The sequence below is a fragment of the Micromonospora inositola genome (genome assembly GCF_900090285.1).
GTDB lineage: Bacteria > Actinomycetota > Actinomycetes > Mycobacteriales > Micromonosporaceae > Micromonospora > Micromonospora inositola.
The window spans coordinates 1,274,972-1,289,006 of the sequence record NZ_LT607754.1 but is presented as its reverse complement, the minus strand read 5'-3'; the positions used below and the strand labels follow the sequence as shown (position 1 = coordinate 1,289,006).

Below are 14,035 nucleotides of genomic sequence, written 5' to 3'. Positions count from 1 at the left end.
CGACCAGTGTCAGCGGGTGTCGTTCGCTGTGATCCGCCCTCGCTGTCGCGCCGTCCGCGGCCGTTGGTGTCGGTCGCGCATCGCCACGTTCGCTGACTTTCTGCTGACCGGGGCCGCCCTCGGCTTCCTTGTGCCGGCCGTCCCTCCACCTCGGGGTGAGTGAGGCCGACGGGCTCCTTAACCGAAACTTATGGTTCCTTTAGCGAAGCCTCTGGGTGCGACGCCTTACCGTCGGTCGATCATATCCACAAGGGACACGGGGCCCAGGAGGACATCCAGTGGTCAGCCGCAATGCCGCACGACTCGTCGTCGCTCTCGTAGGGGTGATCGCTCTGCTTGCCGCGGGGCAGACCGCCGCCTTCGCCGCGCCGACGAACGACGACTACTCCGCCGCCATCGCGGTGGAGACCGTTCCTTTCACAACCACCATTGACGCCAGCGGAGCAACGACGGGCCCGACCGACCCGACGACCTGCTCCAACAAGGGGTCGGTCTGGTTCACCGTCACGCCCGAGCGGGACGGCCGCCTGCAGGCCGACACGATCGGGAGCAACTACGACACCGTGCTCTCCGCCTGGATCGGCGACCCGGGGGCGTTCACCCAACTGGCCTGCAACGACGACTACCAGGCCCAGCAGTCGAGGGTCGCCTTCCCGGTCACCGCCGGGACCACCTACCGCTTCATGGTCGGTGTCTGCTGCGGCAACGGCGGGGTGGGCGGCGGGTCGCTCCGGTTCTCGGTCAGCTACGTCCCGCCGCCGCCGAACGACAACTTCGCCGACGCGATCGCGGTCACCGGGCTGCCCTACTCGAACACCCAGCCCTACGAGGCTGCCACCCAGGAGGCGGGCGAAACGTCGGTCTGCGCCTCCTCCCAGCACACCACCTGGTACTCGTACACACCGACGACCACCGTGTCGGTCGTCGCCCAGACGAACCCGATGTACGCCGGCATCAATGTGTACCTCGGCTCCTCGCTCGGCGGTCTGTCCTTCGTCCGGTGCACCGGTCTCTACGACTACCGCTCGCTGACCTTCGCGGCGGAAGCCGGCCGGACGTACCTGTTCCAGGTCAGCGGGGACGGCATCGCCCCGCACGCCTTCCAGTTGGCGGAGGCACCGGATCCCGTCGCCAACTTCGCGTACTACCGGAGCGATCCCAATTCCTTCGACCTCGTCGCGTTCTCCAACACCGCCTACGATCCGGCCGGCGCCGGCCTCGAGTCCTTCGCCTGGGACTTCGGCGACGGTACGACCTCGACGGAGCCGAACCCCGGCCACCGCTTCCCCCGCGACGGCGACTACCCGGTCCAGCTGACGGTGGAAACGCCGGACGGGCGCAGCGACTCGATCACCCGGGTGGTCGAGGTGCGTACCCATGACGTGGCGATCGTGCGGGTGAAGGTGCCGACAAGTGCCCGGGTGGGGCAGACCGTCACGGTCGAGGTCCACGTCCAGAACAGCCGGTACGAGGAGAATGTCCAGGTGGACCTCTACAAGAGCGTCGCGGGGGACTACTCCCATCTCGGGGCGCTGAAACAGATGGTTCCGGTCAGGGAGACGGGCAAGACCACCCGCTTTGCGTTCACCTACACCGTGACCACCGACGACCTGGCCCTCGGGAAGCTCACCTTCCGGGCCGCCGCGGACCTGAGTCCGAACCGGGACGCGATCCCGGCGGACAACGAACTGCTCTCCACTCCCGTCAAGATCATCTGAGTGCTCGACGCCCCCGGGTCCCAGACCCGGGGGCGCGGCCTCCATGACCGGGCGGGACTGGCACCCGACCCCCCGCGGCCCCGCCCGGTCCCAATCCGAACAGCACACCAGCACAGCGACGGAGGGCATCCCGTGATGGCTAAGTCGGCACCCCGAACCCCGCCACCGCTGTGGCCGAACCGCGGCCATGTGGTGGCCGTACCTCCGGCATGGAACCAGCCAACTCAGCCTCTTCGCCAGCAAGGGCACCGACGCGAACGGTGGCCCTATGCCACGTTCGGCGGAATCATCCTGATGGTCGGCTGCTTCGCAAGCCTCGTGGCCGCCCTCGCTCGGTGATCCGGGCAGTCACCTGTTCTGTCGGCCAGGGTCGCCGAGGCCGATGCCTCGCTTACAAGAGGAACATGCCGCTGGCGCGGCACCCGGCCGTCTGGAAGTAGCCCAAACCAGTCCATCTCACTCACGCCTAGGACTACTTCCGTCTGAGCTCTGTGCGCCTAGTCCTCAGTTGTCCCTCTACGTGCGTCACCTCGAACGCTCGTCCACCGCTGCCGTTCCGGGTCTCGGTGGATCCGTACCGGTTGCTGTCGCCGTTGCTGTCGACTCGGGAGATCGACGTACCCTGCCGATCGGTCAGCTTTGTCGGGTAGCGCTCGCCACGGGGCAGGCGGGAGCCGTCGGCGTAGACGCCGGCCGTCGGCGTAGCGCCTCGGGCGCGGAGCAGGATCGGCGGGTGCAGTCGCTGCACCGGCTTCGGCTCCACGGGTCGACGGGATCCGGTAGAACTCGCCCGAGTGCGTTGCCACGTCGTCCTGCCACAGCGTGCGGAGCACCTCGACGAACTCGGCGGCGCGCTGACCCGGCCGGTGTCTGCTCGCACCGGTCGCCTGATACTCCTCGTCCGACCAGCCGAGGATCATGTTGTCCGGTGTGGCCCATGACCCGGAGACCGGTGGGGCGAATCCAACGTCCACGCCGGCACGGTGCGACTTCTGCGCCGGGTGCGGAGCCAAAAGCCGCTGCTCGGCGCAAGCGGCGCCAGATCCGGTTGGCGGGGATACCCGCCGGGCCGGGGCTCAGGGCCGGGCTGATCCTCCCGGCCTGGAGCAGCACCGGGTCAGGCTGTCGCCATCTGGCGGACGTGTTTGCCCTCGGCGAACTCCTCGACCATCTTGGCGCAGAAGGCCGGAAGGTCGCTGGGGCTGCGGCTGGTGACCAGGCCGTTGTCGACCTGCACCTGTTGGTCCACCCAGTTCCCGCCCGCGTTGCGGATGTCGGTGCGCAGGCTGGGGAACGAGGTGACGGTCCGGCCGTTGACGATCCCGGTCTCGACCAACGACCAGGGGCCGTGGCAGATCGCCGCCACCGGCTTCTGTTGCTGGAAGAACGCCCGGACGAAGTCCATCGCCTGCGGGTTCATCCGGAGCCGGTCGGGGTTGACCGTCCCGCCCGGCAGCAACAGGGCGTCGTAGTCGGCCGCATTGGCCTCGTTCACGGTCCGGTCCACCCGATAGTGGTTGGCCGGATTGATGTCCTGGTTCATCGACTGGATCTCGCCGGATTTCAACGAGATCAGGTGGACCTCGGCCCCCGCCTGCTCCGCGGCGGCCCGGGACTGGGTGTACTCCACGTCCTCCACCCCGTCGGCGGCGAGGCAAGCGACTCGCTTGCCGGTCAGTGGCTGCTGGCTCTGCGCCATTTCTGCGGCCTCCCTTCGCGGCGCCGCCCCGTCGGCGGCGCATCGCTCGCTCGCGGTCGCCTTCCCGGTGCGGGCACCGGCAAACAGGCCAGCGAACGCCGCTCGAGGGCGCACAATTCGGCCGCATGCCCACTGCACAGCGAGGGCCTGCGCGGAGAAAGGTCGCGCTACGAGGGTGTGCTGCCTGTCGCAGCGGGTAACGCAGGCAACCCACTGGTACCCAGGCTCCCGGAAAGGTCGACATGACCCTCGCTGCCGAGGCGATCGAGCTGCCGTCCGGCCAGACGATGCCCGTGCTCGGCCAGGGAACCTGGTACCTGGGCGAGCGCCCCGCGAGGCGGCGGGACGAGATAGCCGCCCTACGCACCGGGCTCGACCTGAGCATGACCATGATCGACACTGCGGAGTCGTACGGTGACGGCGCTTCCGAGGAACTCGTCGGCGAGGCGATCATCGGACGACGCGCCGACGTCTTTCTGGTCGACAAGGTGCTGCCGTCCAACGCTAGCCGACGGGGAACCGTGCAGGCCTGCCGCCGCAGCCTGCAACGACTCGGCGTCGACCACATCGACCTTTACCTGCTGCACTGGCGCGGCACGCATCCACTCGCGGAGACGATCGAGGCGTTCGTCGAACTCGTCGACGCCGGTGACATCGGGCAGTGGGGCGTGAGCAACTTCGATCTTTCCGACATGACGGAGCTACTCGAGGCGGGCGGGAACTCCTGCGCGACCAATCAGATCCTGTACAACCTCACCCGCCGCGGTCCCGAGTACGACCTGCTGCCGTGGCTACGCGAGCACCGAATCCCGGTGATGGCGTACTCGCCTATCGAGCAGGGCCGACTGCTCGGCCACCCCCAGGTCGCGGAGATCGCCGCCCGGCACGGGGCCACGCCCGCTCAGGTGGCCCTGGCCTGGCTGCTGCGGCAGGAGATGGTTGCGGCCATCCCCCGATCGTCCAAGCCCGAACACACCCGGGAGAACGCGGAAGCGCGCGACCTGCATCTGACTGAGGAGGACGTGGCGGCACTCGACACGGAGTTCCCGCCGCCGGCCGGCCCGCAACCGCTGGAGATGTTGTAGCGTCACCGACCGTTTCGGCGGACGGCGCCGGTCGAGGTCGGCGCCATCCGCTCGGCGATCCAGCGATGGAGGGCGGTGAGCGCCGGGCTGACGGTGGCGGTCAGTGGCGTCGGGTCGGCCAGCCTGCGGGCCGCCTCCGGGAGCCAGGCGAGATCGGCGTCGAACCGGTGGCGCTCGCGTACCTCGCCCGGGGGGGCGGCCGGGCCAACCCGACGGCCGTCGCGCATGACCGGGGCCAGCAGCGGTGGGCGGTCGCCCGGTGGCGGCTCGTCGCGTAGCCCGACCACGTCACCGCTGTCCCCGCCGGGATCACGGAAGACCTGCTTGGGGCCGGGGCAGGGTGGCCTTGCCGGGCGACAGCTTGAGCACCGGTCGGTCGCCGACCGCCACCACCTTGTACGCGCTGTCCAGGGACGGCGCGTCGTACGAGACGCCCATGCAGGTGCCGACGCCGTACGCGTCGATCGGCGCCCCCTGGGCCACGAGCGCGGCGATGACGTCCTCGTCGAGGCTGCCGCTCGCCACGATCTGGGCCTGGGGCAGCCCGGCGCGGTCGAGATCGCGCGGGCCTGCACGGCCAACGTGGCGAGGTCTCCGGAGTCGAGCCGGGCGCCGACCGGCCCGGTCAGGCCCAGCTCGGGGATGACGTCGACCGCCGCGCGTACGCCGGCGGGCGTGTCATGGGTGTCGACAAGGAACGCCGCGTTGGTGGGAAAGTCGGTGGCGAAGGCACGGAAGGCCGTCCGCTCGTCGGGGAAGGCCTCGACGTAGGAGTGCGCCATCGTGCCGGACGGCCTCAGCCCGTACCGTCGGGCGGCCTCCACGTGGCTGGTGGCGGCGAGGCCCGCGATGGCGGACGCCCGCGCCACGGCCGCACCGGCGTCGATGCCGTGGGTACGGCGAAACGCGAAGTCGATCACCTGTGCGTGCCCGGCGGCCAGCCGGCAGCGGGCGGGCTTGGTGGCCACCGTGGTGTGGAAGGTGATCAGGTTCAGCACGCCGGTTTCCACCAGTTGCGCCTCGGCGATCGGCGCCGTGACCTCCAGCAGCGGCTCGTCGGCGAACACCACGCGCCCCTCCGGCACGGCCCAGACGTCGCCGGTGAACCGCAGTCGGGCGAACGCCTCCAGGGTCGACTGATCGAAGCCGACATCCCGCAGATAGCCCAGGTCCTCCTCGGCGAAGTCGAAGCCTTCGAGAAACGCCAGCGCCTCGGCCAGCCCGGCGGCGACCAGGAAGCCGCGTTGCGGCGGCAGGCGACGGACGGCAATGAGGGTCAGGTTGGCCACTCCACGGCCTGCACGGCAAACAGCGGCACGGTCCGCAGCGCCGTGCAGGTCAGCCCGGACCAGGCCCCGTCCAGCGCCAACCCGGCGGCGTACGGGGCGCAGCGAACCAGCCGCCAGAACCGAAAGATCAAGTGACGTTGGAGTATCAGGCCGCCGCCGACCGCTCGGTCCGCGCGTGGGCGATGGTCCGTCCGCGTTCCGACTCTGGGAAGCGGTCGAGCATGGCGCGCAGCTCGTCGGCGCTCACGTTGGCGCCATTGCCGTGGATGGCTCGCGCCAGCCTCCGCCCGATTGCCGCGTCGCTGATCGTCGGGGCGAAGTCGGCCATATCCCGGTACCAGACGTAGGACGGCAGCATCGACTCCAACGTCCGCCCTCCAGAACACGATCTCAGCCGTCTGCGGGTTGATCAGCTCCCGCGCCGTCTTCGAGCCGGTCGCCTGACCGTCACCTCCCCGATGCCGGGGGGCGATGCGCGATCCGGCGGCTGAGAGGCAACTGGTACAGACCGGCGCTGGTGACGGCGTAGAACACCGGCAGCACGACGAAGATCACCAGGCCGGCGAGCGGTGCGACCAGGTACCCGATGAGCCCTGCGGCGGCATAGAGGATGACCCCGACGAGTGCCCGCACCCGCTCGGCGGGGAAGTGCCGCTCACTCACCTCCTCCTCGAGCAGGTCTTCGCGCCGAGCCAGGTAGTGGAAGAACGCCAGCCAGCTCGCGCAGAGCAGCGCGCCGATCAGCGCGTAGAAGGCGACGGCCACGCGTTGGTCCTGCTGGTCATGCTCCTGAAGCGCGCGCGAGACGACGGCGGTCGGGAACGGCAGCAGCGCGGTGGTGAACAGGACGAAGAGGTTCACCCAGTGCAGGCCCCGGTCACTCTCCTTGACGCGATTGAACGCGCCCTTGTGGTTCAGCCAGACGATGGCCACGTAGGTGTACGAGGCGAGATAGGCGACGTAACCCGGCCACTGCTCCAGCAGCCCCGACAGCAGGCGACCGGGCGGTACGTCCGGCATCCGGAGATCCAGCACGAGCAGCGTGATGATGATGGCGAAGACGGCGTCACTGAACGCTACGGCACGGCTGGTGTCCGACCGGGTGCCGATGTCGTCGGTTGGCCTGCTCACCGCCGGTGGCTACCCACCGACGCCCACGATAACCGGCTCCTCGCAACCGAACCAATAGCGCGAATCATGAGGTGGGGGGGCGAAGCGGATTGCAAGAATTTGACTGCCAGGCGGTCTTGGAGCCGCAGTAGGGGCGGAATCTTCAGCGGGGGTAGTGAATGAAGGCAGTCGTGTACGACGGGCCACGGACAGTCAGCGTCAAGGAGGTGCCGGACGCCAGGATCGAGCGACCGACGGACGCCTTGGTACGCATCACGACGACGAACATCTGCGGGTCCGACCTGCACATGTACGACGGGCGCACGGATCTGCAGCCGGGCACGGTGCTCGGGCACGAGAACATGGGTGAGGTCATCGGGATCCGTTGCGTTGAGCGTTAGCAAGATCGAGACAGACTTGGGCTGTGAAGTCGTCGATCCGTCCTCGCCCGTGGCTACCTCCGAAGTCGGCGTTCGCTGGGTTTCGGTTCCCGCCCGAGGTGATCGTCGTCGCAGTCCGCTCGTACCTGCGGTTCAACTTGTCCTACCGCGACGTTGAAGAACTGCTGGTCGAGCGCGGCGTCGAGGTCGATCACGTCACCGTTTACCGGTGGGTGCAGCGGTTCACCCCGCTGCTGGCCGACGCCGCCCGGTTCGCCCGCCACTCGCCCGGCGACAGGTGGCACGTCGACGAGACGTACGTGAAGGTCAACGGAGTTTGGCGGTACGTCTACCGGGCGGTCGACCAGTACGGGCAGGTCATCGACGTTCTCGGTCCGCCGGGACACCGACGCGGCCCGGCGGTTCTTCCGACGAGCGCTAACGGCGTTGAAGGTGACACCCAGCGAGGTCGTCACCGACGCCGCCGCGGTCTACCCCGGCGTCCTCGACGAACTGATCCCGCAGGCGTGGCACCACGTCGAGCAGTACGCCAACAATCCGATCGAGGCCGATCACAGCCGGCTCAAACACAGGCTGAGACCGATGCGCGGCCTCCTGACCGACAAGACAGCACAAGTCATCATCGCCGGACACGCCTTCATGCAGAACTTGCGCCGCGGGCACTACGAACTCGCCGTCGACACCCCGCCGGCAACGCGGGTCGCCGCTGCGTTAACCGAACTCGCCCAAGCGATCTGACCGCGGACCCGGCGCGGGTTCAACGCGTCCGCCGATCCCACAACGCAACGGCGCCCTGCTGATTCCAGGTGAGGAGATGCTCTCCTGCTTCGAGGCCATGAGGGACTTCGTGGTCTTCACCAACAAGCGGCTGATTGCCGTGGACGTGCAAGGCATCAGCGGCAAGAAGCGCGACTTTACTTCCCTGCCCTACAGCAAGATCCAGGCCTTCTCTGTCGAGACGGCGGGCTCCTTTGATCTCGACGCCGAACTCGACCTGTGGTTTAGCGGACTCGGCAAGGTCCGACTCGAATTCAAGTCGAGCTGCGACATCCGAGCGGTCGGCCAGTTGGTCGCGACCCACGTTCTCTGAGTCTCAGCGGGCCTTCTTCGTTGCCCTCTTGCGGGGCGGCGTCAACAGGTCGGCGATCGCCGCGATCGCGGACGGCACCAGGCGGTAGTACGCCCAGACGCCTCGCTTCTCGCGCTCAAGCAGGCCGGCCTCGGTGAGGATCCGAAGGTGATGACTCACGGTCGGCTGGGAGAGGCCAAGCGGTGCGATGAGGTCACTCACGGACGCCTCGCCCTCCGGAGCGGACTGGATCAGACTGAGCAGTCGCAGTCGCAGCCGGGCCGGGTCGGCGAATGCCTTCAGCACTCCCGCGAGCCGTTCGGCATCGGCAAGCTTGATCGGCAGCAAGCGGCGAGATAGCAGGCATAGCAGTTTTCGCCGTTCCCACGTCTTCCATCGTTCCACCAACACCATCGATAGGCCGGTGGAACCAGGACCAGTACCCCGATGGCGACCGCGAGGCCGAGTGCGAGGGATACAGGGGACGGGTGAGCACCGATGACCGGTGTGGCGCGGGAGGGGCGACCCGATGCACCCGGCGTGGTATCTAAAATCTCCAATTCGTCCGGCAACCTTGTAGTATGCGGCGGACGACGGGCGGCAGCCGGAGCGCGGCTCTGGTGCGTACGACTCGGCGGGCGGCATTGCCGGGTCGGGTGGCCGCGGCGCCGGTCAGGCCGGGGCCGGAGTGAGAGAGGAACCTGCTCGGCGTGTTCCAGGAACTGGACCGAACCAGGATGACCGGCGGAAACGTAGTTGGCGGGGGGCCAGGCGCCACGGGCCGGGCGCCAGGCGTCGACCCGCCGGAGGCGTGGGACGCGGAGCTGGCCAAGGCGGTGCGGCACGTCGCCGTGGCGCGCACCGGGTTCTATGTTGTCGTGCTGCTGGTCGCGCTCGGCGGCCAGGTGTCCGGGGCGATGGAACGGCTCGGCATGCCGTGGTACGTGGCCCTTCCCGCCGTTGGGGCGTTGGAGCTGGGCGGCGTTGTGGTGCTGGCGAACGTCGACGTACGCCGTCGACTAGGCGAAGGGGCGATCCTGTCCCGCGTGCTGTCGGCCGGCATCGCCACCGCTGCGGTCGCTTTCAACTGGCTGGCTCACGGCAACCACCTCGAAGGCGGTTTCTACGCGGGCATGTCCCTGCTCGGTTATCTGGTGTGGCTGATGAACACCGAGAACCAGCGGCGGGACCGGCTGCGGGCCAGGCAGCAGCTGCCACCCACGACGCCGGCGTACGAACCGGTCGGGCACTGGTTGCGATACCCGTGGCTGACCCGTCGTGCCCGTTCGCTGGCCAAGGCCGACCCCGGCCTCGGGCTGTACGGCTCGCTGGACGCGGCCCGCGCGCAAATTCGCGCCGAGCGGCGGCAGGCGGCGCTCAGCAAGGTGTTGCGCCGCAAGATCCGCCGAGCGCTGGACGCCACCACCGCGGACATCGCCCTGACGGTGTACGACCTCGACGAGATCGCCCGGCGGCTGGCCGAGCAGGCGGACTACGACGGGCTCACCGCGCTGATCGCCGCCGATCTGGCACCGGCGCGCGTGCTGGCCGGGAACCTGCCGGCGGGCGGCCGCCGCCGACGGTGGCGTCGGGCCGGTCAACCCGACCCCGTCGCACTAGCCTCGGCCGCGCGGCTGCTCGCCGACGCCCCGGAGCGGCTGCTCGCCCACGCCCCCGAGCCGCTCACGGTCGCGGCCCCCGCGCCGGACGCGGCTCCCGTAGCCCCTGCGGCGGACGCGGCCTCCGGCGACTCAGCGCGGCCAGCGTCGGCCGGGGACGCCGTTCAGCAGGCCAACGCCACCGAGCAGGCGGGAGACGACGCCGAGCGACCGGGATCGGAGCGGTCCCGGGCGGCGACGCCGGACCGTACCGACCGGCAGTTGAAGCGGTCCGAAAGCACGGGCCAGCTCACCTCGACCACGGATCAGTCCGACCCGCCCCGCGCTTCCGACTGGGCGGCGCTGCACGCGGAACTCGCCCCGCTCCTGCCGGCAGCCGCACCGCGCCGAATGCCGCGCAACACACCAGACCGGTCGGCCACCAGCCGGGCGGAGGCACCGTCGACCACGGACGCGCCAGGCTCCGCAGCGGAGCCGGCCGATACCGCGCCGCCGGCAACGACCCGCAGCGCGGCACCGATGCCGCGAACCGCGACGGGGCAGGCACGTGTGGCCCGAGTCGCCGACCCGGCGGGCGAGCCGGGGCCGATCGCGGGAGTCACGCGAGAGCTACCCCTGGTGGCCGGGCGGGACCTGCCGGACCTGGTAGACACCGCGGCGAGTCGTACCACACCACCCGTCGCGGCCCCCGACGCGGTGGAAGGGGCCACCGAGCAACGATCAGCGTCGCGACCGCGGCAGCGCCGGCGGGACGACACGGACCCGCGACCGGGCTCGGAGACCGTCCGGCGTCGGTCGAACACCCAGTCGGCCGAGGCCGGTCGGCCCTGACCGAAAGATCCTCAACGGCCTGATCAACGAATACTCCAGGCCGCATAGCCGAAACCGAGTTTTCGAGCGGTACAGGCTGACGAACTCGCGTACGTCTGCGCGGACCGCAGCGTCGTCCCACTTCACCCGGGTCAGCAGGTCCTGCATCCCGTCCGGCGAGGCGTCCCGGCGTGCTCAGCCATCGTCCAGCAGTTCATCGGACCGGCGGTGCGCCGCGATCCCGGTGTACCCGGGGTACGGTCATCCGATGGTGCATGTGCCTTCCCTGCCGCGGCGGGAGCGGCAAGTGCTGGCCGCGCTGTGCGCAGTAGCCGGGCGTTACGGCATCGGCGAGGATCGGCACGCCCCGCGGGCCGAGGCGATCGCCGCAGTGCACGAGGTGACGACAGACCCGTGGCTGCTCGGCATCGAGGCCGGGGTGGCGATGGCCGACTCGACGGGCATTAGCGGGCCAACTGTGAGGCTGCTGGAGGCGGCTGGCGCCGACATGCGGGTGGCCGCCGGGCACGCGGTCGAGGTCCGAGGGTTGGTGCACCGGTGGGTAAAGGCGCACGCCCTGCCTCCTTACGACCAGGGGCTCTACCGCAGCGTAACGGCGAGGGATCACTAAGGCCAGGTCAATAGTGGACAGCCGAGGGCGTTGCTGTCCATGTCCCGGGCGGGGCCGTCCCCCCACCTCGCGGTCCCGCCCGGTTCAACCCGAACACGCACCATGACGCCCCGCCGGAGGCTCACGGGGACAAGGGATGGGCGATGCAGGCCAAGTAGGTGCCGACTCAGGGGCTGCTTGGTGGACATAGGAGCCGCTCCGCTATTGGTAGCTGTAGTGGGTCAGGGCAGAGGCTGACGACGGGCGCGTTCGGTGAGGGCTGTGCGGTGGTCGGGGCCGGACCGTTGGCCGGGGACCGCGTAGTGGTCGGCGCCGTATCGGTGGTCGACGCAGGACCGGTGGTCGGGGTCGGGTGGGCAGCCGGACCCGCGGCTGCGACCGCTGGTGCGGATGAGGAGCCCCGGTGCGCGGTGCCTTGGCGCCGGATCTGTCCGTCTACTCCTTGCGCGCCGCCCATAGGCCGAGTTGCCGTCGGGCCGGTCAGCGACGCGGCTGTACCGCTGTCCGGCGCCGCCAGCTTGGAGGGGGTGCTCGGGGTGGTGGTGCCGATGGCGTTCGGCGCGCCGGTGGTTGCGGTGCCGAGCGCCGCTGGGCCCGCTCGGTACGGCAGGCCGTCTTGCTCCGATTTGGACGTTGCGACAGTCAACGTCGCGCACGCGAACGCGAGGAGGGCTGCGGCGGCGGCCGCTAGGCGATCGGGACGCAGCGGGGTCAGCCGGGCGTGGTCTGGCTGGGCCGGTGGCGGTGGCAGCGGCCGCGTGTTCTGGTGGGCGTCCAACAGCGCGTCGATCTGCGCGGCGACGGCGGCGCGTTCCCCGGTGGCGGCGGCGAATGCGAGGGTGAGGTAGAAACGGAAGTTCACGGAGGCGTCGGCCGGCACCCGCAGCCCGGCGAGCCGACTCCCGTCGGTGGTGTGCAGCAGGGTGAGTGGGACGTCGGGGTGATGCGCGGGCCCCACCATGTCCGCATATGACCACTGGCGCCGTCTCTCGCGCCCCGAGAAGGCCACCCGATGGTTGGTCACGACGGCCATCCCCACGTCGACGACCCGGAGGCCCCTCGGCAGCGCGCGGCCGGGTGCGCCGACGCTGGCCGCGGCGGCGGTCAGGCCCGGCGTGGGTAGCCCGACGATGTGCCGCCCCTCCGCCTCGACCAGCTCCGCGGCCGGCAGCACCCGGTAGACGACCTCGTCGTCGTCGAGGTCCACCGGCAGGCCGGTACGCGGCTGCGTGCACCCGAGGAACTCGGCCGCCTCGATCTGCAGCCGGATCAGCTGGTCATTTCGTCGGTGCCAGGCCCCGGCCTCGGTGTCGTACGCGCGCCGCCGCCGGTCGTTCTCGCGTTCCGCCCACGCGATCCGCCATCGGGGGCGCTCCTCCGCCCGGATCATAATGATCGCCACAATTTCGCCGTCACACCCGGTACAACCGCTCACGTTCGATCCGGGAAACGTGCGGGATCGATACTCGCCAGTGTTTTCGATAGGAGAAGATTGATCCACGGCGATCCGGTGCCGGGTTGCTGGGCCCCAGGGGGCGGCGCACCGGGCGCTCGAGTAGCCGGGAGGGCAAGGCTGAACCTCGCCGTCCCAGCGTTACCGGGATAATCCTGGCGCATTGATGGCTATGCCGTGTCCCGTGAGGTGTTTGGTGGGTTGTACAAGGTGTGACGCCGAAGGAAGAGCCATCTTCACAGGAGGCGACCTGGGGTGTGGAAGACACAGCCGATCGGCTTGCGCGGATGGCGTGAGCGGTGGGCCGACCGGAAGAACGAGCAGTACCAGCGAGCGTACGACGCCGCGCTAGGGGCGTGGCAGCAGCGGGACACCAAGCTGCGACGGCTGCGAGCGGCGGCGTCTGAGTTCAGGGGGTCGGCGGATGCAGCCGTCGGTCTCTCCCTGGAGTTCTTCCCCGGTGAGGTCGTCTACACCGTGCTGCCCGCTGCCGAGCTCATCGAGGCGGAGGGGCGCCACATCGCCGGCCTTCCCCGGCCCGAACGGGCGGTCCTGGCCACGCCCGATACGACGCTCAGCCCGGTACTTGCAGACGGGCTCCACGTGGTCGACGCGGGAATGGTGGTGGTGACAGACCGCGCCGTCGCCTTCCTCGGCCGCGATGGGGTACGCGAGTGGATGTACGCGCGGCTGTGCGGGGTGGCGCACGATCGGCGGGCACCGTTCACCCTGATGCACTCGCCGAGATCTCCGCCAAGATCGCCTCGGCTCTGATCGACCCGCCGGTGATCGATCCGGCTGCGTGAACGTCTCTGCACCCGCCGGCGCTCTCAATCGCGCCGGCGGGTCGCCTGCGGGGCGTCGCTTGTCGAGGCGTCCAGTGCCCGGTGGCGGTTGGCCGATGTCAGCTCCCGCACCTGGTCGCCGTACCCGTCGAACCCAGGCGGTGCTGATCTGCCCATCGCGTTCGGCGGTGTTCACCGCGCCGGCGTTGGCGCCCAGGTAGGTGACCACGGCCCGGTCGTATGAGCCAGGCAGAGCGCCGGTGGCCGAGTCGCCGGTCGGCACCCGCGTCGGGGGGAACAGCTCCGTCGCCTCGGTCGGCGGCTCGGTCTGCCCCATTGGATGGGCCCGGCCAGAATGCAGCGACT

Annotated in this window: 12 protein-coding genes and 4 pseudogenes; 8 read left to right on the top strand and 8 right to left on the bottom strand. The window is 69.8% G+C overall.

What is annotated here, in order from left to right; translation table 11 throughout:
• Window positions 1–323 precede the first annotated feature (323 nt).
• Window positions 324–1,718: a PKD domain-containing protein gene (locus tag GA0070613_RS06130; protein ID WP_089011400.1), complete on the top strand. Its 1,395-nt coding sequence runs from the start codon at window positions 324–326 to the stop codon at window positions 1,716–1,718.
• Window positions 1,719–2,215: 497 nt separating this feature from the next.
• On the opposite strand, the gene GA0070613_RS34310 is transcribed toward GA0070613_RS06130, so the two are convergent.
• Together GA0070613_RS34310 and GA0070613_RS06120 are read right to left on the bottom strand one after the other, a co-directional pair.
• Window positions 2,216–2,638, bottom strand: a complete 423-nt coding sequence (locus tag GA0070613_RS34310) for an LLM class flavin-dependent oxidoreductase (RefSeq protein WP_089011399.1) — start codon at window positions 2,636–2,638, stop codon at window positions 2,216–2,218.
• Between the two features lie 197 nt (window positions 2,639–2,835).
• Window positions 2,836–3,417: a type 1 glutamine amidotransferase domain-containing protein gene (locus tag GA0070613_RS06120; protein WP_089011398.1), complete on the bottom strand. Its 582-nt coding sequence runs from the start codon at window positions 3,415–3,417 to the stop codon at window positions 2,836–2,838.
• 242 nt (window positions 3,418–3,659) lie between these two features.
• On the opposite strand from GA0070613_RS06120, the gene GA0070613_RS06115 reads away from it, so the two are divergent.
• A complete protein-coding gene (locus GA0070613_RS06115; RefSeq protein WP_089011397.1) occupies window positions 3,660–4,502 on the top strand; it encodes an aldo/keto reductase in 843 nt (280 codons plus the stop codon).
• A 2-nt stretch (window positions 4,503–4,504) separates the two neighbouring features.
• Here GA0070613_RS06115 and GA0070613_RS06110 read toward each other — a convergent pair.
• The 4 genes and pseudogenes from GA0070613_RS06110 to GA0070613_RS06100 form a co-directional block, all read right to left on the bottom strand.
• Window positions 4,505–5,839, bottom strand: a pseudogene (locus GA0070613_RS06110) (nicotinate phosphoribosyltransferase).
• Window positions 5,779–5,922, bottom strand: coding sequence for a hypothetical protein (locus GA0070613_RS33240; RefSeq protein ID WP_231929683.1), 144 nt, complete (start codon window positions 5,920–5,922; stop codon window positions 5,779–5,781). Before GA0070613_RS33240 ends, GA0070613_RS06110 begins: the two are co-directional and overlap by 61 nt.
• 14 nt (window positions 5,923–5,936) lie before the next feature.
• Entirely contained in the window at window positions 5,937–6,149 is a 213-nt protein-coding gene (locus GA0070613_RS32915; protein ID WP_089011396.1) for a hypothetical protein, read from the bottom strand.
• 89 nt (window positions 6,150–6,238) lie between these two features.
• Window positions 6,239–6,922, bottom strand: a complete 684-nt coding sequence (locus GA0070613_RS06100) for a TMEM175 family protein (RefSeq protein ID WP_197699052.1) — start codon at window positions 6,920–6,922, stop codon at window positions 6,239–6,241.
• Window positions 6,923–7,080: 158 nt separating this feature from the next.
• Here GA0070613_RS06100 and GA0070613_RS06095 point away from each other — a divergent pair.
• The 3 genes and pseudogenes from GA0070613_RS06095 to GA0070613_RS06085 form a co-directional block, all read left to right on the top strand.
• Window positions 7,081–7,275 (top strand): annotated as a pseudogene (locus GA0070613_RS06095) (alcohol dehydrogenase catalytic domain-containing protein); the annotation flags it as partial.
• A gap of 62 nt (window positions 7,276–7,337) precedes the next feature.
• Window positions 7,338–8,040, top strand: a pseudogene (locus tag GA0070613_RS06090) (IS6 family transposase).
• Between the two features lie 34 nt (window positions 8,041–8,074).
• Window positions 8,075–8,392 (top strand): PH domain-containing protein, encoded by a 318-nt coding sequence (locus GA0070613_RS06085; RefSeq protein ID WP_269459045.1) that lies wholly within the window; start codon window positions 8,075–8,077, stop codon window positions 8,390–8,392.
• A 3-nt stretch (window positions 8,393–8,395) separates the two neighbouring features.
• Here the strand turns inward: GA0070613_RS06085 and GA0070613_RS06080 are convergent.
• A pseudogene (locus GA0070613_RS06080) lies at window positions 8,396–8,768 on the bottom strand (ArsR/SmtB family transcription factor).
• Between the two features lie 340 nt (window positions 8,769–9,108).
• Between GA0070613_RS06080 and GA0070613_RS06075 the strand changes: the two are divergent.
• Window positions 9,109–10,821: a hypothetical protein gene (locus GA0070613_RS06075; RefSeq protein WP_157746279.1), complete on the top strand. Its 1,713-nt coding sequence runs from the start codon at window positions 9,109–9,111 to the stop codon at window positions 10,819–10,821.
• A gap of 247 nt (window positions 10,822–11,068) precedes the next feature.
• The gene (locus tag GA0070613_RS06070) at window positions 11,069–11,431 is read left to right on the top strand and encodes a hypothetical protein (RefSeq protein ID WP_231929682.1); all 363 of its coding nucleotides are present in this window, start codon (window positions 11,069–11,071) and stop codon (window positions 11,429–11,431) included.
• A 166-nt stretch (window positions 11,432–11,597) separates the two neighbouring features.
• On the opposite strand, the gene GA0070613_RS06065 is transcribed toward GA0070613_RS06070, so the two are convergent.
• Complete coding sequence (locus GA0070613_RS06065; RefSeq protein WP_157746278.1) at window positions 11,598–12,833, bottom strand: hypothetical protein; 1,236 nt, start codon at window positions 12,831–12,833, stop codon at window positions 11,598–11,600.
• A 306-nt stretch (window positions 12,834–13,139) separates the two neighbouring features.
• Here GA0070613_RS06065 and GA0070613_RS06060 point away from each other — a divergent pair, with 306 nt between their 5' ends.
• Window positions 13,140–13,658, top strand: coding sequence for a hypothetical protein (locus tag GA0070613_RS06060; protein ID WP_089011392.1), 519 nt, complete (start codon window positions 13,140–13,142; stop codon window positions 13,656–13,658).
• Window positions 13,659–14,035: the final 377 nt, after the last annotated feature.

Coding starts and splice junctions, on each gene's coding strand:
- GA0070613_RS06115 (WP_089011397.1), top strand. CDS start 3,660: ATGACCCTCGCTGCCGAGGCGATCGAGCTGCCGTCCGGCCAGACGATG.
- GA0070613_RS34310 (WP_089011399.1), bottom strand. CDS start 2,638: ATGATCCTCGGCTGGTCGGACGAGGAGTATCAGGCGACCGGTGCGAGC.
- GA0070613_RS32915 (WP_089011396.1), bottom strand. CDS start 6,149: ATGCTGCCGTCCTACGTCTGGTACCGGGATATGGCCGACTTCGCCCCG.
- GA0070613_RS06075 (WP_157746279.1), top strand. CDS start 9,109: ATGACCGGCGGAAACGTAGTTGGCGGGGGGCCAGGCGCCACGGGCCGG.
- GA0070613_RS06120 (WP_089011398.1), bottom strand. CDS start 3,417: ATGGCGCAGAGCCAGCAGCCACTGACCGGCAAGCGAGTCGCTTGCCTC.
- GA0070613_RS06070 (WP_231929682.1), top strand. CDS start 11,069: ATGGTGCATGTGCCTTCCCTGCCGCGGCGGGAGCGGCAAGTGCTGGCC.